Source organism: Streptosporangium sp. 'caverna' (genome assembly GCF_003203775.1).
In the GTDB taxonomy this organism is placed as follows: Bacteria; Actinomycetota; Actinomycetes; order Streptosporangiales; family Streptosporangiaceae; genus Streptosporangium; species Streptosporangium subroseum.
Map to the genome: position 1 here is coordinate 4,367,886 of NZ_CP029711.1, position 25,239 is coordinate 4,393,124.

Annotated in this window: 18 protein-coding genes and 1 pseudogene; 13 read left to right on the forward strand and 6 right to left on the reverse strand. The window is 66.7% G+C overall.

All coding sequences use genetic code 11. The features are described 5' to 3' along the window. Window positions 1-71: 71 nt before the first annotated feature. From hpaE to DKM19_RS19235, 3 genes are all read right to left on the reverse strand, one after another. Entirely contained in the window at window positions 72-1,580 is a 1,509-nt protein-coding gene (hpaE, locus tag DKM19_RS19225; protein WP_110697064.1) for a 5-carboxymethyl-2-hydroxymuconate semialdehyde dehydrogenase, read from the reverse strand. An 84-nt stretch (window positions 1,581-1,664) separates the two neighbouring features. Then, a complete protein-coding gene (locus DKM19_RS19230) occupies window positions 1,665-3,200 on the reverse strand; it encodes a fumarylacetoacetate hydrolase family protein (protein WP_110697065.1) in 1,536 nt (511 codons plus the stop codon). Between the two features lie 138 nt (window positions 3,201-3,338). Then, window positions 3,339-5,033: an FAD-dependent monooxygenase gene (locus tag DKM19_RS19235; protein ID WP_110697066.1), complete on the reverse strand. Its 1,695-nt coding sequence runs from the start codon at window positions 5,031-5,033 to the stop codon at window positions 3,339-3,341. Window positions 5,034-5,476: 443 nt separating this feature from the next. Between DKM19_RS19235 and DKM19_RS19240 the strand changes: the two genes are divergently transcribed. From DKM19_RS19240 to DKM19_RS19250, 3 genes are all read left to right on the forward strand, one after another. Then, window positions 5,477-6,433 carry a LysR family transcriptional regulator gene (locus DKM19_RS19240; protein ID WP_110697067.1) on the forward strand — a complete coding sequence of 319 codons (957 nt, stop codon included), beginning with the start codon at window positions 5,477-5,479 and terminating at the stop codon, window positions 6,431-6,433. Between the two features lie 206 nt (window positions 6,434-6,639). Then, a complete protein-coding gene (hisC, locus tag DKM19_RS19245; RefSeq protein WP_110697068.1) occupies window positions 6,640-7,710 on the forward strand; it encodes a histidinol-phosphate transaminase in 1,071 nt (356 codons plus the stop codon). A gap of 100 nt (window positions 7,711-7,810) precedes the next feature. Beyond that, the gene (locus tag DKM19_RS19250; protein WP_204358867.1) at window positions 7,811-9,067 is read left to right on the forward strand and encodes an MFS transporter; all 1,257 of its coding nucleotides are present in this window, start codon (window positions 7,811-7,813) and stop codon (window positions 9,065-9,067) included. A gap of 96 nt (window positions 9,068-9,163) precedes the next feature. Here DKM19_RS19250 and DKM19_RS52975 read toward each other — a convergent pair. Continuing rightward, window positions 9,164-9,607: pseudogene (locus DKM19_RS52975) on the reverse strand (hypothetical protein); the annotation flags it as partial. A gap of 164 nt (window positions 9,608-9,771) precedes the next feature. Between DKM19_RS52975 and DKM19_RS19260 the strand changes: the two are divergent. Then, entirely contained in the window at window positions 9,772-11,382 is a 1,611-nt protein-coding gene (locus tag DKM19_RS19260) for a thiamine pyrophosphate-binding protein (RefSeq protein WP_110697071.1), read from the forward strand. Window positions 11,383-11,459: 77 nt separating this feature from the next. Beyond that, on the forward strand, window positions 11,460-12,908 hold the full coding sequence (locus tag DKM19_RS19265; protein ID WP_162641600.1) for an aldehyde dehydrogenase family protein: 1,449 nt from the start codon (window positions 11,460-11,462) through the stop codon (window positions 12,906-12,908). A 607-nt stretch (window positions 12,909-13,515) separates the two neighbouring features. Here the strand turns inward: DKM19_RS19265 and DKM19_RS19270 are convergent. Next, a complete protein-coding gene (locus DKM19_RS19270) occupies window positions 13,516-14,268 on the reverse strand; it encodes a methyltransferase domain-containing protein (RefSeq protein ID WP_369989333.1) in 753 nt (250 codons plus the stop codon). Between the two features lie 401 nt (window positions 14,269-14,669). On the opposite strand from DKM19_RS19270, the gene DKM19_RS19275 reads away from it, so the two are divergent. The 4 genes from DKM19_RS19275 (at window position 14,670) to DKM19_RS19290 (ending at window position 18,691) form a co-directional block, all read left to right on the forward strand. Continuing rightward, entirely contained in the window at window positions 14,670-15,227 is a 558-nt protein-coding gene (locus DKM19_RS19275) for a hypothetical protein (RefSeq protein WP_239514326.1), read from the forward strand. 859 nt (window positions 15,228-16,086) lie between these two features. After that, entirely contained in the window at window positions 16,087-16,839 is a 753-nt protein-coding gene (locus tag DKM19_RS19280; protein ID WP_204358868.1) for a multicopper oxidase domain-containing protein, read from the forward strand. 1 nt (window position 16,840) lies between these two features. After that, window positions 16,841-18,016, forward strand: coding sequence for a ZIP family metal transporter (locus tag DKM19_RS19285; RefSeq protein WP_110697075.1), 1,176 nt, complete (start codon window positions 16,841-16,843; stop codon window positions 18,014-18,016). A gap of 426 nt (window positions 18,017-18,442) precedes the next feature. Beyond that, complete coding sequence (locus DKM19_RS19290; RefSeq protein ID WP_110697076.1) at window positions 18,443-18,691, forward strand: hypothetical protein; 249 nt, start codon at window positions 18,443-18,445, stop codon at window positions 18,689-18,691. A 202-nt stretch (window positions 18,692-18,893) separates the two neighbouring features. On the opposite strand, the gene DKM19_RS19300 is transcribed toward DKM19_RS19290, so the two are convergent. Next, a complete protein-coding gene (locus DKM19_RS19300) occupies window positions 18,894-19,643 on the reverse strand; it encodes a glyoxalase (RefSeq protein ID WP_369989337.1) in 750 nt (249 codons plus the stop codon). A 355-nt stretch (window positions 19,644-19,998) separates the two neighbouring features. Between DKM19_RS19300 and DKM19_RS19305 the strand changes: the two genes are divergently transcribed. The 4 genes from DKM19_RS19305 to DKM19_RS19320 all read left to right on the forward strand — a co-directional run bounded on the left by DKM19_RS19305 (window position 19,999) and on the right by DKM19_RS19320 (window position 25,190). Beyond that, complete coding sequence (locus DKM19_RS19305) at window positions 19,999-21,492, forward strand: LVIVD repeat-containing protein (RefSeq protein ID WP_162641602.1); 1,494 nt, start codon at window positions 19,999-20,001, stop codon at window positions 21,490-21,492. A 180-nt stretch (window positions 21,493-21,672) separates the two neighbouring features. After that, entirely contained in the window at window positions 21,673-23,556 is a 1,884-nt protein-coding gene (locus tag DKM19_RS19310; RefSeq protein WP_162641603.1) for a copper resistance CopC/CopD family protein, read from the forward strand. 16 nt (window positions 23,557-23,572) lie between these two features. Next, window positions 23,573-24,334 carry a hypothetical protein gene (locus DKM19_RS19315; protein ID WP_110697083.1) on the forward strand — a complete coding sequence of 254 codons (762 nt, stop codon included), beginning with the start codon at window positions 23,573-23,575 and terminating at the stop codon, window positions 24,332-24,334. 64 nt (window positions 24,335-24,398) lie between these two features. Continuing rightward, window positions 24,399-25,190: a YcnI family protein gene (locus tag DKM19_RS19320; RefSeq protein ID WP_162641605.1), complete on the forward strand. Its 792-nt coding sequence runs from the start codon at window positions 24,399-24,401 to the stop codon at window positions 25,188-25,190. The last annotated feature ends 49 nt before the right edge of the window (window positions 25,191-25,239 follow it).

A 25,239-nucleotide genomic window follows, 5' to 3' on the forward strand; every position in this document is an offset into this window, starting at 1 on the left:
GGGTGGGAAACGTGTCGGTCACCGGGTCGGCGCGGATCCGAGTCGTCGAGGTCGGTGGCCTCGTGGCGCTCCTACTTGCCGAAGGTGGGGTTGTGGACCTTGCCGAGCGTGATGTGCACGGCCTGCTGGTCGGTGTAGAAGTCGATCGAGCGGTAGCCGCCCTCGTGTCCGAGACCCGACGCCTTGACGCCGCCGAAGGGTGTGCGCAGGTCGCGGACATTGTTGGAGTTGAGCCACACCATGCCCGCCTCGATGGCCTGTGCGAAGTTGTGGGCGCGCGTGAGGTCTTTCGTCCAGACGTAGGCGGCGAGACCGTACTTCGTGTCGTTCGCGAGCGCGAGCGCCTCCTCGTCCGTGTCGAAGGGCGTGATCGCGACGACGGGGCCGAAGATCTCCTCCTGGAAGATGCGGGCGTCGGGGGCGACGTCGGCGAACACGGTCGGGGCGACGAAGTTGCCGAACTCGAAGCCCTCGGGGCGTCCGCCTCCCGCCACGAGGCGGCCCTCGCTCTTGCCGATCTCGACGTAGCTCATGACCTTCTCGAAGTGCTCGGGGTGCACGAGCGCGCCGACCTCGGTGTCGGGGTCGTGCGGGTAGCCGACCTTCACGCGCTTCGCCTGCGCGGCATACCGCTCGACGAACTCGTCGTACACGTCGCGCTGGACGAGGATGCGGCTGCCGGCCGTGCAGCGCTCGCCGTTGAGCGAAAAGACACCGAAGATGGTCGCGTCGATCGCGGCGTCGAGGTCGGCGTCGGCGAAGACGATGGCGGGCGACTTGCCGCCGAGCTCCATCGAGAGGCCCTTGAGGTAGGGGGCGGCGTTGCCGAAGATGATCTGCCCCGTGCGGCTCTCGCCCGTGAACGAGATGAGCGGCACGTCGGGGTGCCTCACGAGCGCGTCGCCGGCGTCCTCCCCGAGGCCGTTGACGAGGTTGAAGACGCCCTGGGGAAGCCCCGCCTCCTCGAAGATCCCCGCCCACAGCGACGCCGACAGCGGTGTGAACTCGGCCGGCTTGAGCACGACGGTGTTGCCCGTCGCGAGGGCGGGGCCGAGCTTCCAGCTCTCGAGCATGAAGGGCGTGTTCCACGGTGTGATAAGTCCCGCGACGCCGATCGGCTTGCGGTTGACGTAGTTGATCTGGCGGCCGGGGACCTTGAAGGTGTCGTCGGCCTGCGCAACGATCAGGTCGGCGAAGAACCGGAAGTTCTCAGCCGCGCGGCGCGCCTGGCCGAGCGCCTGCGTGATCGGCAGACCCGAGTCGAACGACTCGAGCTCGGCGAGGCGGGCATCGCGGGACTCGACGATGTCGGCGATGCGGTGCAGCACGCGCGAGCGCTCGCGCGGCAGCATGCGCGGCCACGGTCCCTGCGTGAACGCACGACGGGCCGCGGCGACGGCGCGGTCGATGTCGGCCTTCTTGCCGGCCGCGGCCTGCACGTACACCTCGTTCGAGACGGGTTCGAGCACATCGAACGTGTCGCCGTCGAGCGAGTCGACGAACTCGCCGTCGATGTAGTGCTGGATGCGCGTGGGCAGGTCGGCGGGGACGTGCCGGACAGATGTCGCGGTGTCGGTCATCTGATTTTCCCGTTCAGAGGTGATTGGAGATCGGACGGTGAAGTAGGCCTTCGAGATCGGGGAGCACCTTCGCGAGAAACGCCTTCATCGTGTTCCAGCGATGGTCGCGCGCGGCGAGCTCGATCTCGAGCGGGGCGGCTCCGCCGCGGATGAGTCGATGGCGGCTGCCTCGTACTTCGCGCGCCATTGCGCATTCATGGGGAACAGACCGTCGACGGGGTGACCCGCGGCGACCTGCTCGGCGATCCACGCGTCCTCGATCTCCTGGGCGAGTGCCGCGTCGGCCACCTCCTCGGCGATCGCCGGAGGGATCACGATGACACCGTCGTCGTCGCCCACGATGATGTCGCCGGGCTGGACCGTGGCGCCGCCGCACGCGATCGTGAGGTCGGTGTCCCACGGCACGTGCTTGCGGCCGAGCACGGCGGGGTGCGGCCCCTGGCTGAAGACGGGGAGGTCGATGCCGGCGACCGTCGCATAGTCGCGCACGCCGCCGTCCGTGACGACACCCGCCGCGCCGCGTGCGAGAGCACGGAGGGCGAGCACGTCGCCGAGGGTGCCGGAGCCGCGCTCACCGCGCGCCTCGATGACGATGACCTCGCCCTCCCGCACGGCATCGAACGCGCGCTTCTGCGCGTTGTAGCCGCCGCCGTGGCTTCGGAAGAGGTCCTCGCGGTTCGGGACGAAGCGCAACGTCTTCGCGACGCCGACGAGCTTCGTGCCCTGCCGAGTCGCGCGCACGCCATCGATCGAGACGTTGTCGAGGCCGCGCTTGCGCAGCTGCTGCGACAACCCGGCGACGGGCGTCTTGAGCAGCTTGTCACGCAGTTCGGGGGAGAAGGCCGGGACGGCGACGGGAAGCCTCGCCGCCTCGCGCGAACCCCACGCCTCCTCGCGCTGGAGGTCGTCGACCGAGGGGAGCGAACCGATGGCGGGATCGAAGTCGCCGGGACCGTCGATCACACGGCTCGTCAGCTTGCCCGAGCTCAGTCCACCGATCATGTTCGGCGCATCGACTTCGACCTCGACGATGTCTCCTGGAGCAGCCACCGACGCACCGGCCGGAGTACCGGTGAGGATGATGTCGCCGGTTTCGAGTGTGAGGTGCTGGGAGAGGTCGGCGATGATCTGGGAGAACGGGAAGATGAGGTCAACGGTTTCGCCCTCCTGTACGAGCTCGCCGTTGAGCCACGTCCGCACGCGCAGCGCGGTGGGGTCGACCGCACGTGCGTCGATGAGCTGCGGGCCAACGGGTGTGTAGCCGTCGCGGCCCTTGTTGCGCACGTTCGACCCCTTGTCGTTGGCGCGCAGGTCGTACAGCCCCCAGTCGTTCGACGCCGTCACCCATGCCACGTGACTCCAGGCCTCGGCGGGGGAGACGCTTCGCGCGGGCGAACCGATGACGAGGGCGATCTCGCCCTCGAAGGCGAGCAGCTCCGTGCCCTCGGGACGCTCGACCGCGTCGCCCGAGGCGCCCAGGGAGCTTGACGGCTTGAAGAAGTACGAAGGAGCGGCAGGGCGGCGGCCGCGCTGCGCTGCGCGCGACTCATGGCTGATGTGGACGGCAATGATCTTCCCCGGCGTGATGGGAAGGGAACCGTGTGCAGGTGCGGTGCTCATAGTGTGGCCTTCGCGCGTCTGCCTGCTGGATCGAAAGACACTCGATCTTTTGCGCAGGGCTCCCCTAAGGCGATGTAGGAGATGGACGGGGTGGGAGTGCGGCTGGGGGGGCATCCCCCGATCGCGGTACAGAGGATCTCAGTGAGTGGAGGTGGCGAGAACGTCGGCGCCCTGCTCGCTCCGCGAGCGGGTCACAGCACCGAGACGAGCGGCAAAGGCAGCGACATCCGAAGGCAGTGTCGTTCCTCGCCACGCCACGTGCTGATCACGACGAGCGATCACGAAGGGCGTCGTGTACGCGGAGTCCTCAACACTTTCGGGAAGCCTGACCACCGTGACGGGCAGGCCGGCAGCGCGTGCCTCCTCCGCCCAATTCTCCGCGGCGTCGAAGTGATCGAGCACCACGAGCGTGTACCACGGACCGAGGAGGTCATAAAGCGAAGAACCGTCCGCGAGCCAGTGGTGGGGGAGGCGGCAACCCGGCACCGTGGAGGGCGTGTACGTGCCCATCGTGTACTCCGGTGCCGGGCCGTCCGCAACGATGATGGGGCTGTTCGCGTAGGTGTATCCGAAGTTGAGGCCCGCGGCCGCGAACTGCTGGACGTTCAAGTCGTACGCGAGCTTCCCGAAGGCCGCGCGGGCCGCATCCCCTTCGGGCCCATCGGCCTCGAGGCCGGCGGGCACATCCGTACCAGAGATCTTCCGCAGGTGGGACATGGCGAAGCGAGACACCTGGTCCGTGATCGGCTGGCGTTCGGCCTCGTAAGCGTCCAGGATCGACTCGTCCGCCCAGCCGGCGATCACAGCGCTCAGGAGCCACGACAGATTGAGACCGTCGGCGATGCCCGCGTTCATGCCGTATCCGCCGTAGGGCACCCAGAGATGAGCGGCGTCACCGGCGATGAACATGCGGCCTTCGCGAAACCTGTCTGCGACGAGACGACGAGCGATCCAGTCTTCACGGGAGACGAACTCGTAGGACCGGTCGTCGGAGATTCCAAGGATGTCGCGGATCGCACGGTCGCGGTCGACCTCCTCCCGCTCGGCTTCCTCGGCGCTCAGGTACGTGTGGATCAGGAACGTCCCGACGCCGTCGATGGAGTAGACATGACCGTTCCGGCGGTCGTTGTAGACGTAGTGGCCCCACGCCTTCCCCGCCGACATGTGCTCGTACAGGTCCGGCATCTTGATGCACGTCGACTGGACATGCTGCAGGACAGGGTCACCGTGGAATGTGGACCCGATGGTCTTCCGCACGAGCGAACGGGCACCGTCGGCGCCGATGAGATAACGGCCGCGAAGAGTCGTCTTCTCCTCTGAGCCCACCGGGACGATTTCCACCGTCACGCCATTCTCGTCCTGAGAGACTGCGACGGCCTTGACCTCGTTGCGAAGACTCACGTTCTCGAGGGAAGCCACGTGCTCCTCGAGAACGGGTTCTAGGAACTGCTGGTTCACGCGATGCGCCGGCTCGGCGACCGCCCAGGTGGTGTCGGGGCCCTCCCCGGTTCCGTCGCGACGTGCGGAAGCGGAGGGGATCGGAATGCGACCGAACTCCATGCCCGTCATCGAGGTGAGGAAGGCGACGTCCTGAGGGTGGTCGGAGGGCAGGCCGGCCGAGCGAACCTTGTCGGCCAGCCCGAAGCGGCGAAATGCCTCCATCGTGCGAGCGGACACGTGGTTGCACTTGACGTTCGGGGGGTCGAGGTAGGGATTCTCTTCGATGACGATCGTCGAGACTCCGCGCGAGTCCAGATCCATTGCGGCCAGCAGGCCAACGGGCCCTCCGCCGACGATGATGACATCGGCGTCGAAGGTGGCGGAGTTGGTCACTTTATGAGATTCCTATCGGTCAGCGGATCGCACTTGTTGCTTTCGGGGATGATGAACAGCGCGACGGCGCAGAGGGCGAGGGCGGCGATCCACACGCCGCCGAGCAGGGGAAGCCCTCCGGTCAAGGCGGCGAGGGAACCGGCGATGATCGGGGCGAACCCGGTGACGCGCTTGCGTAGCGCATGAAGCCGTAGAACCTGATCGCACCGCCGAGGAAGCCCGACGCGAGAATCCGCCGCATCTGCGGTGTGCGTAGAGGCTCTTCTGAGACCGCCCCAGCGTGGGGCGCGGTCGTAGGGTTGGCGTTCATCGTCGAATTCCTGGTAGCGGGACTTGGACGCTCTCTGTGGCGAACCCTCGGTTGATGGAACACATCGAGTGTGCGTGAATTCGGCAAATCAAGCAATGACAACTATCGTGATTGATAGTTTAAGGAGGCAGAAGTGAACGGAGTGTCGGCGCTCTCGCTCAGGCAGCTGCAGTACTTCTGCGCCGTCGTCGAGAGCGGGTCGGTTACCGAGGCGGCGAAGAGACTGCACGTCTCCGCCGGCGGGGTCTCTCTCGCCATCACGCAACTCGAGGAACTCCTCGACGTCCAGCTCACGCTGCGCACGCGCGGGAAAGGCGTTGAGATCACCGATGCCGGGCGGAGCGTCTACGACACCGCGCAAGTGATAGCCCACTGCGTCGAAGACATCCAGGAGCTGGCCGGAACCATCCGCGGAGAACTGAGCGGCCCGCTGCGGGTCGGGATCTTCACGACTCTGTCCCCATGGCTGTTCCCGCAGATGGCGGAGTACTTTGCGAAGCACCACCCTGCGATCGACCTCCAGTTGGAGGAAGGAGCGTCAGCGGCGCTCCAGACCCTCCTGGTCGAGGGGAGGCTGGATGCGGCCCTCCTCTACGAGAACCACATCGTCTCCGAGGTCGATGTTCAGCGTCTCGCCCCGGTTCGATTGCAGCTCGCCGTCTCACCGAGTCATCCGCTGGCCAGCCAGGAGAGGGTCTCGCTCAGCTCCCTGCGCGACGAGTACGCCGTTCTTCTTGCCATGCGCCCAGCCACTGATCACGTCGAGGAGATCCTGCGCAACGCCGGCATCACACCTCGAGTGCGCTGGCGCAGTGCGAACGTCGAGACGATCCGCTCGCTCGTCGCGCGAGGCCTCGGCTACACGATCATCATGGGTCGCCCTCACGGCGACCTGACGTACGACGGGAAGCCGATCGTGTATCGCCCCATCGCGGATGAGATCCCCGCCAACCACGTCGTGCTCGCCACGGCGCCTGGGGCGCGGCGCACCGCCCGGGTGGAAGCGCTGCGGGCGTACTGCCGTGAGGCGGTTGCGAGGCATTTCACCTCGCGCGACGGCACACCCGTGAGCAAGACCGGCATGCTCTAGGTCGGCAGACACGGCCCTTCTCGACCTGATGGTGAAGGTTTCAACGTACCCTCTGCGGATTGCGGCGCGCGGTAGAAGTTTAGAATATTTAAACTGTCTAGCCCGATATTTGTGATTGCCGTAACTCCGCGGGTGGCCCACTGTGGTGAAACCAGCCGCGCGACTAGACATCACGTGGTCGGCGAACGTTCACCGAGGGAGGAAACGTGGGATCACTGAGGATCGCCCACCGGCTTGAAGGATTGCCTCCGTATGTGCCTGGTCGACGCCCCGAAGGCGGAGAAACGCGCAGGCAGGCGCGCCTTGCGTCGAACGAGGTCCCATGGCCTCCGCAGGCGGCGATCGTGGATGCGATGAAAGCCGCGCTCGAGGACGCGCACCGGTACCCGGACATGCAGTACACCGAGCTTCGCGACGCCGTCGCGGCGCACGTCGGTCAGTCGTCCGACCGCATCGCGGTCGCGAACGGATCCACCGCGCTGCTGCGTGACATCGTCGGGGTTCTCGTCGAAGCCGAGTCCGAAGTGATTTTCGCCGAGCCGAGCTTCCCGTACTACCGAACCGCCGCCATCGCCAACTCGGCGATGCCGATCACTGTCCCGCTGCTTTCGCATGCCCACGACCTCGACGCCATGCACGGTGCCATCACACCGCGTACCCGGGTCATCATCGTCTGCAACCCCAACAACCCGACGGGCACGGCATACACCAACGCGGAACTCAAGGAGTTCCTGGCGCGCGTACCCGAGAACATCGCCGTCATCCTCGACGAGGCGTACGTCGAGTTCGCGACGGAGGTCAACGGCCTGGAGCTCATGGATGAGCACCCGAACGTGATCGTCGTCCGCACGCTCAGCAAGGCTCATGGGCTCGCAGGCCTGCGCATCGGCTACGCGGTCGGTGACAGCGAAGTGATGAGCTACGTGTCGCGGCTGGGAGTACCGTTCCGCATCGACAGCGTCGCCGTCGCCGGTGCGCTGGCCGCGCTCCAGCCGGAGCAGGTGGCCGAGTCCGAGCGTCGCGTCGCGTCGATCGTGGAGGAGCGCGCACTCCTCACCGCGGCCCTTCGCTCCCGTGGCTGGAACGTCGTCGAATCCGCGGCGAACTTCGTCTTCCTTCCGCTGGGCGAATCGACCGTGAGCGTGGCCAAAGCATGCGAGGCCAACGGCGTGCTCGTGCGCCCCATCGGCGGCGGCATACGAGTGACCGTCGGCTCCCCAGAGGACACCGTGCAGCTCCTCGACGCCCTCCCCGTCTTCGCCAACGGCCCCCGCTGACCGCACCGTCGCGGTCATACCTGAAAGACCTGCCATGAAAACCACCGAGAACACCACAGTCACGCAGCAAGACCGATCCGACTCACTGTGGCATGGCCCCATGCGGCGCATTCTGCTGTCCAGCTTCAGCGGAAGCGTGATCGAGTTCTACGACTTCGTCCTGTACGTCATATCGGCCGCGGTCGTCTTCCCTCATGTCTTCTTCAACAACCTCTCGCCGACCATGGCGACCATCTCGTCCTTCGTCACGCTCGCCGTCGGGTACGCCGCACGACCGCTCGGAGGCGTGATCTTCGGCCACTTCGGCGACAAACTCGGCCGCAAGGGCGTGCTCGTCACCACCATGCTCATCATGGGCCTCTCGACAATGGCGATCGGGCTCCTTCCCGCCACCGAACTCATCGGTGTCACGGCGCCGATCCTCCTCATCGTCTGCCGAGTCCTGCAGGGTGTGGCCGTCGGCGGCGAGTGGGGCGGCGCGATGCTCATCGCCCTCGAGAACGCCCCCGGTGCGAAGCGCGGATTCGCAGCCTCGTTCGCGAGCCTCGGCGCACCCGCCGGTGCGATGCTCGCCACCGGATCCGTCTCCCTCGCCTCCACGCTCCCGCAGGACCAGTTCCTCTCGTGGGGATGGCGCATTCCCTTCCTGCTCAGCTTCGTGCTCGTCCTGGTCGGAACACTCATCCGCCTGAAGGTCACGGAGAGCCCGCTGTTCAAGTCGTTGGACCAGGAAGCGGAGAAGCGGAAGACGCCGATTCTGGAGGTCCTGCGCCTCTACCCGAAGCAGGTCGCGCTCGGCATCATCGTCGCGATCAGTCAGCTGACCATCGACGGTATCGCCACCTCGTGGGCGGTCAACCACGCCGTCGAGCTCGGTGCCGACCGCACGGTCATCCTGAACCTGAAGATCCTCGGCTCGATCGCCCTCCTCATCGCAGCCATCATCAGCGCCCGGTTGAGCGACCGTTGGGGGCGCCGCCTGCCCCTCGCCGCCGGAATCGTCGCAGCGCTGATCTTCGTCTTCCCGATGCTCAACCTGATCCAGACGGGAACCGCGGCGGGCTTCGCCGCCGCCGTCATCATCGGTCAGTTCATCCAGGGCTTCATCCTCGGTCCGCTCGCCGCGTTCCTGGCGGAGTTGTTCCCTACGCGCCTCCGTTTCACCGGTGCTTCGCTGTGCTTCCAGACCGCTTCAACGCTCGGCTCGGGCTTCACGCCCCTCATCGCGACCTCTCTGGTCGCCGCCAGCGGAGGAATCGCCGTGCTGGGCTGGGCGTGGCTGGGGGTGCTTGCCGTCTGCCTCGTGGCGATCCTGATCGCATCGGAGAGCCGAACGCGAGACCTCAGCGCCATCTAGTGGTTCGAGGCACTCCCGCACCGGAAGGCCGGCATGGGTGTGGTCGCCGTAAGGGAGCCCATGATGATGCTGTAGCCGAGGCCGCGCAACCATCGCGCAAATCGTCTCCACATCGCCGCTGTTCCAACGCACATCGAGCTTCAGGTCCAGTCGGCGAAGAACGCTCTCGACGTGGGTCGCCGCGGGCTGCATCGCCAGGAGGATCAGGTTGTCGTCCTCCAAGTCGCGCAACGACACCGTGCCCTTCTCGGCAAGCGGATGCCCCGGATGCCATCGGTGGTGTGAAGCATCGCCTGCGTCTGCTCGTACGCTCAGCGGCCGGTGGGCGTCGCCGCGACTCCATCTCCTCTCCGTCGCAGAAGAAGCTGGAGGCTCGAGGGACGCCTCGAGCCGGCTAAGCGCAAGGGAGACACATGCAGGTGACGTATGGCGTCCGTCACAGATCTGGCGTCGATGCCGGCGACAAGGTACTGAAGCCGCCGAAGGGTGAACTCCGTCGTCATCTTCGGTCTCTCGGTCGAAGGGCCTGGAGCGAGGCACCTCCCGAGCGCGATGGAGATGAGCTGCGAGGAGCAGAGGTCGGTGGGCGTTGAGTTTTGCCAAACAGCCTCACCGGCAAAATGTGTCTGTCGAGGATACGCGAGGTTGATCGTGAATAGAAGCCCTGTATCACACCCGCACAGGAGCGGAAGAAAGGTAAGCCGATGACGAAGACCGGTGGAGAACTCCTCATCGAACAGCTGATCGCGGAGGGTGTTCAGACGATTTTCGGCGTCCCCGGGATCCAGTTGGACTACGCGATGGACGGTCTTGCACAGAACCGCGAGTCGATCGATTTCATCTCGGCGCGGCACGAGCAGGGGGCCGCGTACATGGCGGACGGCTATGCACGTGTGGCTGACCGGCCCGGTGTCTGCATGGTGGTGCCCGGTCCCGGCCTCCTGAACGCCGGCGCGGCGTTGTCGACTGCGTTTGCGACGAACAGCCCTGTTGTCTGCATCACCGGTCAGATCCCTTCGCCGACCATCGGTCGGGGTCTCGGCATGCTCCATGAGATTCAGGGGCAGACGGACCTTCTCCGTTCGCTCACCAAGTGGAACGGGATCGCGAAGTCGCCCGAGGAGATCCCCGGCCTTGTTCGCGAAGCGTTCAAGCAGGTCTCGAGCGGACGTCCGCGGCCCGTCGGCCTCGAGATTCCCCCGGACGTGCTCCAGGCGAGGACGACTGCCGGGGTGGTGGATCCTCCCGGTGACCGCACCAGCGAGATCGACGAGGAGTCGGTCAACCGTGCTGTCGAGCTCCTCGCCGCCGCCGAACGGCCCGTGATCGTTGTAGGTGGAGGGGTGCGCGATGCCGCATCCAGCGCTGCACTCCAGGCACTCGCCGAGCGTCTCGGCGCGCCCGTCATCACCAGCCGGAACGGTAAGGGCGCCATCAGTGACCGGCATCCGCTTGCCCTGTCGCGCCTGGCCGGCGCGGAAGTCCTCGAGAATGCGGACGTCGTGCTCGCCGTCGGCACTCGTTTCATCACCATGACCGGGCAGCCGGTCATCCGGCCCGGACGCCACCGTCTCATCGCGATCAACGTGGACCCCGCTGATGTGCGCGCGCCGCGCGAGTTCGATGTCGCAGTCATCGCCGACGCCAAGGTCGCGCTGGAGACGATCGCGAACTCCCTCCCCGACGGCAAGCGTGAAGCGCCGGTGCTCGACGGTTACCGTGAGCGGGAACGTGATGCCCTGAGCGCGATCGCGCCTCAGGTGGAGTGGCTCCAGGCGATCCGCAGGGCCATGCCAGACGACGGCATCTTCATCGAAGAGCTCACGCAGGTCGGCTACGCGGCGCGTCTGGCGTTCCCCGTGTACCAGGCGGGAACCTACGTGACGCCCGGATACCAGGGCACGCTCGGCTACGGTTTCCCGACCGGCCTCGGCGCCGCCGTTGGAGCCAAGGGCCAGCAGGTCGTCTCAATCAACGGTGACGGTGGTTTCGGGTGGGCGCTGCAGGAGCTGTCCACCGCCGCCAAGTACAACATCGGACTCGTGACCGTGGTGTTCCGCAACGATGCGTTCGGCAACGTACAGCGCATCCAGACCGAAACGTTCGGCCGCAACATCGGCGTCGACCTCAAGAACCCTGACTTCGTGGCCCTGGCCAAGGAGTTCGGAGTCGCGGGCGAGCAGGTCACCACGCCGGAAGGGCTCGGGAACGCGATCCGCAACGCCCGCGGGACGGACGAACCCGTGCTCATCGAGGTCCCGTTTGGCGACGTTCCCTCCCCGTGGAAGCTCCTGGCAGAACCGTCCATCGGCTAAGCAGGGGCGTGAAGAGCCGTTCTGGGCCCGCGAGCTTCTCGGGCCCGCCAACTCACGATCTAGGATGGATGAGATTCATGGCATCACCCAGGGGTATCGTCGACGATTCGCTGTGGCTGGACAATGCCCGGGTCGTCCCGTCAGGGACGTCGTACACATCGGTGGACAACTCCGCGACCGGTGAGGAGATCGCCAAGGTGCGGTCCGCCACCTCCGAGGACGTCGACCGCGCATTCGACTCCGCCGCACGCGCGCAGAAGCAGTGGGCGGGCGTTTCGCCTGCTGATCGCGTCGCTGTGGTCGAGAAGGCCGCGGACATCCTGGAAGGCATGGCGGATGACCTCGCCGCCACGATGCAGGCGGAAGTCGGCACCGTGGCGAGCCAGGTCCGCGGAGCACAGGTCGGCCTGGGCCTCGCAGCCATCCGTCTCACGGTGGCCTCGGCTCTCGACGCGATCACGGAGCGCGAGAGGATCGGCGACTCGGAGGTCGTCCACGAGCCCGCGGGCGTCGTCGGAGCGATCACCCCCTGGAACTACCCGCTGTTTCAGGTGGCTTTGAAGGTGGCGCCGGCGATCGCCGCCGGTTGCGGCGTCGTCCTCAAGCCTGCGGAGGTCGCCCCGCTCACGACGTTCCTCGTGGCGGAGGCGTTCGCTGAAGCTGGGCTCCCCGCCGGCCCGCTGAACGTCGTCTGCGGAAGCGGCGCAAGCGTGGGTAGCGCGATCGCAGGCCATGCGCGCGCGGACTTCATCTCCTTCACCGGCTCCGTCGCAGCCGGGCGCAAGGTCGCCATGTCCGCTGCTCAATGGGGGACGCGCACATCGCTGGAACTGGGCGGAAAGAGCGCCGCGATCGTCCTCGACGATGACAAGGTGCGGGCCGCGGTGCGGCATACGATCGGAAGCTGCTTCGGCAACGCGGGGCAGACATGTGCGGCGCTGTCTCGGCTGATCGTTCCGCGCCACCTCCTCGAAGAGGCCGAGGACGAAGTCCGTGCTGTGCTGGAGCAGGTCGTCGTGGGTGACCCCTTCGATGCGGCCAGCACCGTCGGACCGCTGGCGAGCCAGGAACAACGGAACAGAGTGGTCGAGCACCTCCGTGTCGCCGGCGAGACCGCAGGTGTGCGCACCGTCGCGTCGAAGGACGTCTCCCACCTCACACGCGGTTGGTATGCCGCACCTACAGTGGTCGTGGCCGGCGACCCCAGCGCGCCGATCGTGCAGGAGGAAGTGTTCGGGCCCGTGCTCGCGATCCAGCCTGCCGACAACGAAGCGCATGCGATCGAGCTCGCGGAAGGGACGCGGTTCGGCCTCATCGCTCGCGTGTGGACCGATGACGATGCGCGTTTCGAGAGCGTCGCCCAACAGCTTCGTGTCGGCGGCGTGATCCAAAGCGATGCTCCGACGGTGTGGGACGCGCCGTTCGGAGGCGTCAAACACTCCGGGTACGGGCGCGAGCGCGGTGTCTACGGTGTCGAGGAGTATCTCGTTTCAAAGTCTCTGCAGCGTGGAGGTTCAAAAGGCTGACGCTGCGATTGTGATTCACTCGGGTGAAAAGAACACCAGCCCAACGAGCGTAATCTCCGAGACGCACAGGCAGAACGGGAGTTCGCGGATTAAAGGCCAGAACGGCGTAATCCGCGGGCTCACCTGATCCCTTGCCGGACAGCGCTCCGCTGAAGGCTGCCCCCGCCGTTCACTTCCTGAAGGATCATCCCTTGGTGTGGCGGTGTTTGGCACCGGGTGGGAAATAGTCGGGGTGGCCTGTCTCGCGGAGACGGATGACCGGGGGTTGTCTCGTCGGGGGGACGTAGTGGGCGAACTCGCTGTTGAGGCGGCGTAGCCGGGTGATGTCGTTCGACGTACCGCGCGCCCTTCGCCGCGGCCGCCTCAGCGAGGGCCTGGTTCACCGCGAGCGTGAGGGCGTTGCTGTTCGCGACGTAGCTCGACCCCTTGGCCTTTTACTACTTGCTACAGGCCCTGGAGTATTTCGAGTGCAGGTGCAGGTCGGCATGGAAGCGCATCTGTCTGATTGTGTCACGCACCGTGACGGAGCGTCGCGGCGAGCGCGGTCCGCCCTGGGTGCCGGGCGGGTCATGGCCGGCAAGGGCGCGCCGCCGACGGAGAGGCGCCGTTAGCCGGCATCGAGAACGAAGAACAGGAAGCACAGGAAGGCCGAGTCGGCTTCTTTGAGGACGTCGGGGAACAGTTCGTGGGCACCTGGCGCCGGGTGCGGTTCGCTGATGACGGCGATCCGGAAGCCGGCCGCGGTGAAGGCGTCGGTCATCGCGTGCAGCGGCCGGTGCCAATACGTCAGCACGGCGCTCTGGCCGTTGAAGGTGTAATCCTCGGAGTATTCGCGGGGCGCGAAGTAACCGGCATCGGGATAGAGCAACCTGTGGACGAAGGGATGATTGACCGCCACGATGAGTCGGCCGCCGGGCGCCAGCACGCGCCGCAGTTCGGCGAGCGGTGCCTTCCAGTCCTCCAGGTAGTGCAGGACCAGGCACACGATGACATCGTCGAACGCGCCGTCGGGGAACGGCAGGGGATCGCCGCCCAGACCGGCCTGATGCAGGGCCGCGCCCTCGCCGAGTCGCTGCCGGGCCAGGTCCAGCATCTTGGCGCTGGGGTCGACGCCGGTTATGGTGGCGCCCTGCTCGCGCAGCGCCGCGAGCAGGGGACCGGCACCGCAGCCGACATCGAGGATCCGCCGCCCGGCCACGTCCCCGGCCAGGTTCAGGATCGCGGGCCGCGTGTAGTAGCCGTTGATGAGGTTGGCCTCGGTTTCGACCGCGTATGCCTCGGCGAAGCCGTCGTAGTCGTTGGCCACGGCCTGTTCGGCGGGCCCGGCGGAGTTCTCGATCGCGGGAGGCATGCGGATCATCCTGGCATAGCCGTCACCACGGGCGTGTGCAGATCTGATCGGCGTAGGGGGCGAACGTTTCCTGGCTCGGCGCTGGACCCGATCACGGCCCTGGGCCCGATCCCATGATGGGCGCAGACACAGTCGATAAGGGAAACTCCTGCGCGGCATGGAACCAACGGGCGTGTAATGGCATCAAACAAGATCACAGCACCGGAGGAGACTCATGTGATCATCTGGCTGAACGGCACTATTGGGGCAGGTAACCACGTCACCGTGGCTGGGCCTTTCGACAGACGACCGAGGCCGCGCATGACGCAGGGTGCCCTCGCGGCTGTGAACGTGGTCCAGGCATGGTGATCCGCAAACGCGCCTCACGCTCCACGCAGCGAATCGACGTGACCCGTCTTCCCGAAGACGTCGTGGCGCTCATCGACGCCCTCCAGCCCGGCGAGAACCTGGTCGTCACGCGTGACGGCGCGTCGATCGCGACGATCTCCAGCAGCATCGACGTGGTTCAAGGCGCCATCGTCGATCGCGACCAGCCACCGATCGACTACGACGGTGTGACCGTCGTCGCCACCGCGATGAAGCTGTCAAAGGCGGCCCGGATGTCGCTGTCCACCCAACTGGGGGCGGACTACATCGTGCTCGACATGCACGCGGCTCCCGCAACGGCCGACGTGCTGCTGGCACCAGCGGCCAGCCCGCAGTTGATCGCCCGTCTCCGATCGATATTCCCGGAAGCTCGTGTCATCATCACCGAAATCGAGGACCCCGAGCTCGGAGTCAGTTATCAAGGCCCGGTCCAACGCCTGCTCAACGCCGGAGCCGATGCCTATCTGCCCGCGACGAGCGTCCCTCGTCTGGCCAGGCAGCTCGACCACACGCTCACTCACGGGCTTCAACTCACGGGCGGGGTCGCCACGCCGCGAGAGATCGCACCGGCCGCGGAACCACCGGATCCCGAAGATGACTGACCCCGCTGCCGCTCCTCACGCGAACCACGAACCGCGGACTGGAGATCCATCCATGACGCTCATCAGGTGATCAACAACTTCTGCGGTGCATCTGGCGTTCTCGTCGGCTGTTCATGCAGTTCAGCGGGTATGTGATGCCTTCGGCCCGCCTGTTGTTCTCTCGTGCTCGGCTTGCCGGAAAGCGTTGATCTGGCCGTCGGCTACCTGCTCCAGGCCCTGGAGTATTTCGAGTGCGGGTGCAGGTCGGTGTGGAAGCGCATCCGTCGAATTGTGTCACGTACCGTGACGGAGCGTCGCGGCGAGCGCGGGCTGTCTCGGGTGCTGGGCGGGTCAGAGTCGGTCATACGGTACGGCGGCGCGTCACATCGGGTGCGGCGCACAAGCGGTACGGCTACAGTCCGGATCGCCGCGGACCGGGATCGGCGCCCACGCCGCCGCTTGACGCTCACCATCATCGAAAACAAAGCAATGTTTATTCTGTCATATTAGGTCAAATAAGGATTTAATTTGCGCATTGAAACGCGGGCTTTGACCATTTACCGTGTTTCACATGTCAGGCATCTCTCGACGTAGCGCAATTGCCGCATTGGCTCCTACAGTGGGGGCCGCCGTCGCTGCACATCTGACCGGAAGGCCGACGATCTCGGCGCCCGATCCGAGCGACCACCAGCATGCTCCAGCACACACCGCAGGGTCCGCGCACGCCGGTTTCAGGTCGGGGACCCAGGTGGACAACGGAAAGAATGGGTTTCATCCAACAACGCTCCTCCGGGATTTCGACAGAGGAAAAACGTCTCCACTGCCCGGTGGAAGAACACTTCGAGAATGGACCCTGGTGGCCCGAGAGAAGCCAATCGAGGTGGCTCCGGGAGTCATATTCCCCGCCTGGACCTATAACGGAAGGATTCCCGGGCCCACCCTCCGTGCAACCGAGGGTGACCGCCTGCGAATCACCCTCATCAATCACTCGGCGCACGCGCACACGGTTCACTTTCACGGTCTGCACGCGGCGGAGGTCGACGGGGTCGCGGGAATAGGCCTGGGCCTGGTCCAGCCGGGCGAGCGGACGGTGTACGAGTTCGACGCGGAGCCGTACGGCTTGCATCTGTACCACTGCCACGTGACACCGCTCGCCGCTCACATCGCCAAGGGCCTGTACGGCGTCTTCGTCATCGACCCGAAGGACGCGCGCACCGAGGCCGACGAACTGGTGATGGTCATGAACGGGTTCGACACCAATTTCGATCGCTCGAACGAGCTGTACGCGGTCAACACCATCCCCTTCGCGTACATGGGAGAACCGGTAAAGGTGACCGCCGGCGAACTGGTGAGGATCTACCTCGTCAACGTCCTCGAGTACGACCTCGTGAACTCCTTCCACGTCCATGGAAACTTTTTCGACTGGTACCCGACCGGCACGTCACCGCGCCCGGCGGAGTACACCGACACCGTGATGCTGTGCCAGGGCCAGCGGGGAATCCTCGAAATGACCTTCCCCCGCCAAGGCCGCTTCATGTTCCACGCACACCAGTCGGAATTCGCCGAGCTCGGCTGGATGGGCTTTTTCGAGGTCGGCTGCGGCGCTTCCACCGCCTGCGAAAGGAGCCGGTGACATGGAAGACCGCCGAGCACGTCATCCGAGTGGCACCCGCCTGAACACCTGGCTGCTCGGCCTCCTGCCGCTGTGCGTCATCGCCGTGGCCGCAGTGGGTTTCGCCGTCCTGGACGGCCCCGGCCTGACCGCGCGCAACGGTCCGCCGGCCGAAGAGCTCACGGTGGAGCGGACGATACTCGGCGCGGGCTCCATCGAGTTGATCGTGCGCAACCAGGGCGCCGATCCGGTCGCTCTCGTCCAGGTCGCGGTCAACGACGCGTTCACCGACTTTCGAATGAGCGAACCGGAGATCGGCCGCCTCGGCTCCGCCAACGTCCGGGTCACCTACCCATGGGTTGACGGAGAGGCCTACGAGGTGACGCTCCTCACCTCCACCGGAGGCGTCGTCACCCACGCCATCCCCGTCGCCGTCGCGACCCCCGACCCGTCCGGACTCATCGGCCTGATGGCGCTGCTGGGGACATATGTCGGGGTGATTCCCGTGGCCATCGGGATGCTCTGGCTGCCGTGGCTACGGCGGGTGCCTCCGTCCTGGGTCCGCGCCCTGATGGCACTGACCATCGGCCTGCTCGCCTGGCTGGCGATCGACGCGGCACTCGAAGGCATGGAAGTCGCCAACGCCGGCGCGAGCGCGCTCGGCGGTGCCGGACTCGTGGCGATGGGCGCCGTCGCCGCGTACCTGCTGCTGTCCGGCGTGCACACCTGGATGGCCACACGACCAGGACAGGCGGGCGGTTACCGCCTGGCACTGCTCGTGTCCGTCGGCATCGGCCTGCACAACCTCGGGGAAGGGCTCGCGATCGGCTCGGCCTACGCCGTCGGCGCGCTCGCCCTCGGTGCGACGCTCGTCGTCGGCTTCACGATCCACAACACCACCGAGGGTCTCGCCATCGTCGCGCCGGTCAGCGAAGAAAGCACCTCACCGCCACGACTGGCGCTTTTGGGCCTCATCGCCGGCGGCCCGGCCATCCTCGGCGCCTGGCTCGGCGCCGCCACCGTGCAACCCGCGATCGCCGCGCTGCTGCTGGGTCTGGGCGTCGGCGCGATCGTGCAGGTGATACTCCAGATCGCGCCGTCGGTACGTGACGACACGGGACGGCTGCTGCATCCTCTCGGCATCGCCGGCATCCTCGCCGGAATGGCCCTCATGTACGCCACCGGGCTCCTGACCTGACCCCGCCACATGCAACGCTCGCCCGTTCGCCCTGCCCAGATCACCCCGAGTTACGGAAAACCGTAAATCGGGGTGATCTGAATTGATTAACAAGCATTTATTATTACAATGCTGTCGACCTGCTCCTTTCGTGGAGTAATGATGTTTCAGGGTCTTCTTCATGTGGGTATCCTAGATTCCGTATGCCTGTTCTGGCGACGCAATCGGAAAAACCCATCTATATGACGATCCAGGGAAGCTCGGTGACCTTTCGGAGCAAACCGTCGTATTCGAGCGGGTGGACGGTTGAGCGCGCATCGCCGTGGATCACTCCTCCGAACACTTCGGCAACGTGGCATCGCGCGACCGCCGCGGGGGCGTTCGCACCCCTCGGCTGTTCGCCGCCGATCCTCCTGCTGTTCTGACCTGTGAGCGAGGGCTGTTTCGATGCGTGACGACACCGGGCCCGATACGGACTGGCCCCCGTACGAGATGGTGATTCCGATTTCCCTGTCCAGGATACGGGTCAGGCTTTTCGCCTTCGCCGTTTTGACGGTCGTCTCCGTATTCTCCGGCGCCTCCGCATGGCTCACCCTGACGCTGATGCTCGCCTGCGTCGCGATTCCACTCGCCGTGGCGACCGCGGGGGGAAGGGAATCGATTCTCTCCCTTTTTCTTGTGCCGCCGAAGCGGTGATCACAATATGATTCGAAAGAATGACCTCGTATGACCGGATCCACGCATTCGAGAATTCCGCAGCCGTAACGCGGCGGTAAGGGCGGCATCGATACCGGCCCGTGGAATGTCGACCTGGACCTGCAGAATCCCGACATGCTCACCCCGCCGAGCGCGACGGATACCGAGCGGGAAACGATGACAGCGAGCAATCCGGTTACATCTAGGGGAGCCACTCCTGAAGTCCGGCGAGATGCCCGAGTTCCGACTCGATGCGCTGCCTGTCGTCGGCGGTGAGCTCCAGACCGCGCAGATCGGCGAGCCAGGGATCGGTGGGCTCGCCGAGAACCGTGGCCAGGTCGACGAGGTGGCACAGGGCGATGGCCCGCTCGACCACCGGGGCATCCGCGCCGTGCCTGCGCACCGCGGACTTGAGCGCGCGGAAGGTCTGCAGGTCGTCGTTCTTGAACTCGCGCAGGATCCGGGCGTTGTCGAGCGCCTTGGCCAGACCCGTCAGCTTCTTCGAGCCGCCGTACTCCAGCTCGGTGGGCTCGTCACGCTGGATGAATATGATCGAGTTCCCAGAGGGGTCGATCAGCGTGAACCGGGACGCGCCGGGCCGGTAACGGGTGATCCGCGGAAGGCCGGAACTCAGCACTTTCCCGTAGACCCGGCGCATCGCCGCGACGAACGCCGCGTGGTACGGCGCCACGGCGCCGACCATGACCAGGCAGCCTCCGGACTCCTCCCGGGCCGGATCCAGGCCCTTGGGCGCGGAGCCGAAGTGCAGCTGGAATCCGCTCCACTGCAGCGCCAGATATACATAGGGTTTGCTCTGTTTGTAGGTCGCCTCGAATCCCAGTGCCTCATAGAACGTCAGGGTCTCCTCCACCGACGCGCACGGCATCAACGGCACCGTAGTCTCGTTCGGCCGAACCGCGGGCTCGCTCAAGTCATCGCTCAAGTCATCCACCTTCCAGGTCGCCCGGCGATGCTCGCACTCTTCGGCGAGGCTCGCATATGGATCGTTCCAAGGGTCTGACTCACGCCATCGGACGTCATCCATGGCGGCGTCGCAGCAAAGGTGGGACGTTCCGGTGTCAGGAGTCCGCTTCCGCGGTGATGGCCGCCCTCGGGGTCTGAGCTGCGGAAACCCGCTGTATCAGCCTGAAGGGCCGGTTGGATATCGGGCTGACCGAAAACCTTTTGGCGGTTTTATCCGCTTTGCCCCATGACAAGAGCTTGTTGCTGATCTTACAATCGGGGCCAACTGTGATCTTTGGTCGCGCGGTTGTCCAACCACGCCGCGGGACCCCAAGGGAGCATCTGTGAAAGTGAAATCCCTCCTGGCGAGTGCGGTCGCACTGGCCACCGCGGCGGCAATCCAGCTGTCCGGAGCCGGCCCGGCGCTCGCCGACGACCCGCTCGACCTCACCCCCTCCTCCACCTCCGCCCAAGGTCGCCCGGGCCATGGTGGCCCGGTCCTCGACGACGTCCACAACGTCCCGACGACCGCCGTCGCGGGGAACGTCACGTTCCTCGACAACGTCAAGGGTGTCAGCGGCTACTCGGGTCTGAACTTCATCCACTACGACAAGTACGACTACGACTTCATGTTCGCCAACGGCACGGGTGGCCTTGCCATCTGGTCGCTGAAGGACCCGAAGCATCCCGCCTTCGTCTCAAAGATCACCGCCGCCCAGCTGCGCCAGCCCGGGGACACCCAGGACAGGTTCTGGGAAGGCGAGAACATGACCGTCGACCCGAAGCGCAAGCTGGTCTTCCTCGCCCGGGACCCGCGCGGCTTCGGCGGCACCGTCTCGACCGGGCAGTCCGGCGTCTACATCATTGACGTCAAGGACCCGTGGAAGCCGGAGACGGTCATCTTCCAGCCGATCGCGGCCGGACACACGTCCACCTGCATCAACGACTGCTCGTACCTGTGGACGGTCGGCCCGGCCAACACGGGCACGCCGGGCCAGGACCCGTCCTGGAAGGGCGTGCCGCTGCGGGTGACCGACATCCGCGACATCAGGCACCCGCGCAACATGGACGGGGCGCTCGACCTCAACCGGTTCGACGGCGTCACCGACTACGTGCACAGCGTCGACGTCGACAAGAACGGCGTCGCCTGGGTCTCCGGTGAGGGCGGCGTACGCGGCTACTGGACCGAGGGCAGGCACTACGACCCGGTGAAGAAGCGCAAGCGCACCGCGACGGCGTACGACCCGGTGCCGTACGCGGGCGGCACGGTCGTCCCCACCAATCCGGCGGGCACCGAGTTCTTCGACTACTTCGACCACAACGCCTACCACAACACCGAGAAGCTCGGCCGCTTCGACAAGGGTGAGCTTCTCTACATCACCAACGAGAACATCACGACCTGCTCCCAGGCGGGCGAGTTCAAGATCGCCTCGTTGGACAACAGCTACAACGGTGAGGCCTGGACGTCCACGCCGGAGAAGCCGTTCCGGCTGAACATGATCAGCCACTGGTCGCCGTGGGGCAAGGAGGGCTCTTCCACCACCGGTAGCTGCTCCGCGCACTGGTTCACGGTGAACGGCAACATCGTGGCTCAGGCGTGGTACGGGCAGGGCACCCGCTTCATCGACGTGTCGGACCCCAAGAACCCGACCCAGGTCGGCTACTTCCGCGTGCCGGCGGGCGAGGGTGTGACCGGCGGCTCGGCCTCGGCCACCTACTGGCACAACGGGCTCATCTACGTCGCCGACTACAACCGGGGCGTCGACGTGCTCAAGTTCGACGGCAAACTGGCCGGCAAGCCGGACAAGAAGATCTGCTGGAACTCCTGCGACAAGTAGGACAAGTAACTGGATTGAACCGAAGCCGACTCGAGCGTGGGACGACGCCGCGCTCGGGCCGGCTTCGGCCGGGCACGGAGGTAGACGGTGCGCTGGACGGGCTGTCGAACCGTGGCCGGCAAGCCGTGTGGACCAGATCGGATGATGAGCGGTATGCACCTCGCGGGTCGTCGAGCCCGATTGTTCACGCGGCTGGCGGTCATCGCGCTCCTCGTGACCGGTGGCCTGGCCTTGGACATCTCCTCCGTCGCGGTTACCCACCCGGCGTACGCGCACGCCTACCTGCTGGAGAGCTCGCCGGTCGACGGCCAGGTGCTGGCCCGGACCCCGGCCGAGGTCAGGCTCCGCTTCAACGAGTCGGTGAACCTCGGCCAGCGGTCGATTCAGCTGCTCGACGTGACCGGGAAGAAGCTGGCCCTCGGCGCTTCGGACTACTCGGACGGGAAGGCCAACACGGCGCGGACGAGTCTGCCGCCGGGGCTGGCCGAGGGAACCTACGTCGTGGCCTGGCGGGTCACGTCCGCGGACTCGCACGTGGTGTCGGGCGCGTTCAGTTTCAGCGTCGGCCATCCGAGCTCGATGGCCGTCCCCGTGGAGCAGGACGTCGACCCTGCCGTTCCCATCGTCGACGCGGTCGGCCGTGGCCTGGCCTTTCTCGGTGTGGCCCTCGTGCTCGGCGGCGCGCTGTTCGTCGCCGTACTCTGGCCCGCCGGCCGGGCGGACCGCCGAGGTCGGCGCATCGTGTGGTCCGGCTTCGCCGCGCTGACCGCCGGCACGGTGGTGGTCCTGCTCGTACAGGGGCCGTACGCCGAGGGCACCTCTCTCACCGGGGTGTTCGACCCCGGCCTGCTCGGCGCGACGTTGTCCACGCGGCTGGGCCAGGCGCTGCTGGCGCGGCTGGTGATCGTACTGGCCCTCGGCGTGGTCTTCGGGATCGCCGTACGCCCCGCCCCGCTCCCCGCGGACACCGTCGCCGTACGCTCCGCCCCACTTCCTGCGGATACCGGAGCGGCCGAGGCCGGAGCGGCCGAAGCCGGAGCGGCCGAGGAGGAAGCGGCCGGCGTCACCCGCATCGCCGTACGCCCCGCCCCGCTTCCCGCGGACGTCGGAGCGGCCGGCACCACCCGCCGGGTCGCCCTGCCCGCGTTCGCCGCGGTCGGCGCCGTCGCCCTGATGCTGACCTGGACGCTGGCGGACCACGCGCAGACCGGTGTACAGACCTGGCTGGCGGTGCCGGCGACCAGCCTGCACCTCCTCGCCATGGCCCTGTGGCTGGGCGGCCTGATCCTGCTCGCGGCCTGCGTGGTCATCCCGGCGGGGAGGCGGGAACCCACCCGCGCCGTCTCCCTGGAGCCCGCGCTCCGGAGGTTCTCCCTGCTCGCGCAGATCTGCTTCGCGGTGATCGCGGTGACCGGCCTGTACCTGGCCTGGCGGCAGGTGGGGACGTGGGGAGCGCTCGGCGGGACCGACTTCGGGCGGCTGCTTCTCGGCAAGCTCGCCCTCGTCCTCGCCGTGCTGGCCCTCGCCGCCGGAGCACGGCGGTTCGTACGGCGGCGCGGCCGCGAACCCCTCGGCCTCGACGCCGCCCCCTCCGCCGCGTTGCGCAGGCTGCGCCGCTCGGTCGCGGGTGAGGTCGTGCTCGGGATCGCCGTCCTGTCGATCACGGCCGTCCTGGTCAACACCGCCCCGGCCCGCGCCAGCTACGCGCCGCCGGTGGACAGCACGGTTCCCTTTCCCGCCGCCGCGGCGGACGCGCTCCCCGGGCTGCGAGGCGGCTCGGTCGAGGTGAAGATCGAGCCGGCGAGGTTGGGTGGCAACGTGGCCGACATCTACATCAACGGGCGGGACGGCTCGCTGGTCACCGTGCCCGAGGTCTCCGGTGCGCTCGAGTCGCGGGACCGTACGATACCGGCGCTGCCCGTCAAGGTGGTCGCGGCCGAACCCGGCCACTACGTGGCGAACTCGATGTCCATTCCGTACCCGGGGGACTGGGTGCTGCGACTGGACATCCGCATCTCCGATTTCGACGAGACACCCGTCCGTGTCCCGTTCACGGCACGCTGAAAGGCTGGTGGCACACATGCGAGGCGCTGACCGCAAGGCGTCCGGGTGGCGAGTGACGACGGTCGCCGGTGGCGCGTTCGCCATCTTCGCCGCCGGCGCCCTGACGGGCTGCTCCAGCGGGGCTCCGCAGCCGCTGACCAAGCCGCCCTACACCGTGAAATCCATCCGCTCCGGCCTCGTCACCCCCGGTGACCTGGGCAAGGGCGCGACCGAGGTCGAGGACACCGAACACGGCTCGCACGTCATCTACACGCCCCCGAACAGCATCCCGACCTGTCCGTACGTCCAGCGCTCCGAGGACGTCCAGGTCGTCGTGCAACCGGCGATCGAGCCGGTGGGCGGGAACCCGACCGGGCGGTTCATCGTCGGCCCGCAGCGCGTGGGGCCGACGTCGCTTCCGGTCGTCACGCAGGGCGCGGTGGTTTTCCAGAGCCCCGCGCTCGCCGAGGACACGATGAACACCGTCGTGGCCGAGTCGGCCAAGTGCCCGGACGCGTTCGGCATCCTCGGCGGACCGCCGTCCGTCGTGGGCGACTACAAGGTCGGCAGCCAGCCGATCGAGATGAACGGATGGAAGGGGTTCTCCCAGCATCTCGTGCACACCTCGCCTCCGGACGTGAACCCGGATACCTACGACGATCTGGTCACCGTTGTGGTGCACAAGGCGAACGCCATCCTCTACGTCGGATACACGCAGATCAAGACGGTGGGCCAGCGTGCCGACACCGACAAGAAGGTCGAGGCGTTGATGACGAAGACGTTGGCCCGCCTCGGCTAGCGCCCTTATGAAAATCATCACCGAAGGCCTGAGCACGTTGAGAGCCCTATCCGTTGGAGGAACCTTGAGAGGCACAGCCCTCCTCACCGGCACGCCCGCGCTCGTCACGGCGGGAAGGGCGCAGACGCTGCGTCGCGCCGCGCGCGGCCTCGTCATCGTGGCGGCGACGGTCTACCTGGTCGGCGTCATGTCGGCGGTGGCGTTCGCGCACGTGATAGTGACCCCGGACACGGCCGTGCAGGGCGGTTACGCCGCCTTGACGTTCCGCGTCCCCAACGAGCGCGACGATGCGAGCACGACCGAGATCGAGGTGCAGTTCCCCGTCGACGCCCCGCTGGCTTCGATCTCGGTGAAGCCACACCCCGGCTGGTCGTACAAGATCACAAAGACCAAGCCGGCCACGCCGGTCGAGGCGCACGGCACGAAGATCAGTGAGGTCGTCGGCACCATCACCTGGACCGCGACGGATTCGAAGTCGGCGATCAAGCCGGGTGAGTACGACGAGTTCTCGGTGAGCGCCGGGCCGCTGCCCGAGACCGACCAGCTGGTGTTCAAGACGCTCCAGCACTACAGCAACGACGAGGTGGTGCGCTGGATCCAGGAGCCGGGCTCCGGTGCCGACGAGCTGGAGCGGCCCGCGCCGGTGGTCCGGCTCGTGCCCAAGGGGGACGCCCAGGGGAACACCACATCGGCCCCGTCCACGAGCGTCGACCTGGCGGCCCCGGCCGCGATCACCACGCCCGCGGTCGAGTCGGGCACGGGGGCTCCGTGGGCGGTGTGGCTGTCCGTTGCCTCGCTGGTGATCTCCCTCGCGTGCGCCGCGACGCTGGCCGTACGGTGGCGCCGGGCGCGGTAGCCGCAACGATCACGCCGGCCGCACAAGGCCGCCAGGCCGGATCACCGGC

Coding starts and splice junctions, on each gene's coding strand:
- DKM19_RS19230 (WP_110697065.1), bottom strand. CDS start 3,200: ATGAGCACCGCACCTGCACACGGTTCCCTTCCCATCACGCCGGGGAAG.
- DKM19_RS19315 (WP_110697083.1), top strand. CDS start 23,573: ATGCGAGGCGCTGACCGCAAGGCGTCCGGGTGGCGAGTGACGACGGTC.
- DKM19_RS19260 (WP_110697071.1), top strand. CDS start 9,772: ATGACGAAGACCGGTGGAGAACTCCTCATCGAACAGCTGATCGCGGAG.
- hpaE (WP_110697064.1), bottom strand. CDS start 1,580: ATGACCGACACCGCGACATCTGTCCGGCACGTCCCCGCCGACCTGCCC.
- DKM19_RS19285 (WP_110697075.1), top strand. CDS start 16,841: ATGGAAGACCGCCGAGCACGTCATCCGAGTGGCACCCGCCTGAACACC.
- DKM19_RS19265 (WP_162641600.1), top strand. CDS start 11,460: ATGGCATCACCCAGGGGTATCGTCGACGATTCGCTGTGGCTGGACAAT.
- DKM19_RS19290 (WP_110697076.1), top strand. CDS start 18,443: ATGCGTGACGACACCGGGCCCGATACGGACTGGCCCCCGTACGAGATG.
- DKM19_RS19250 (WP_204358867.1), top strand. CDS start 7,811: ATGCGGCGCATTCTGCTGTCCAGCTTCAGCGGAAGCGTGATCGAGTTC.
- DKM19_RS19270 (WP_369989333.1), bottom strand. CDS start 14,268: ATGATCCGCATGCCTCCCGCGATCGAGAACTCCGCCGGGCCCGCCGAA.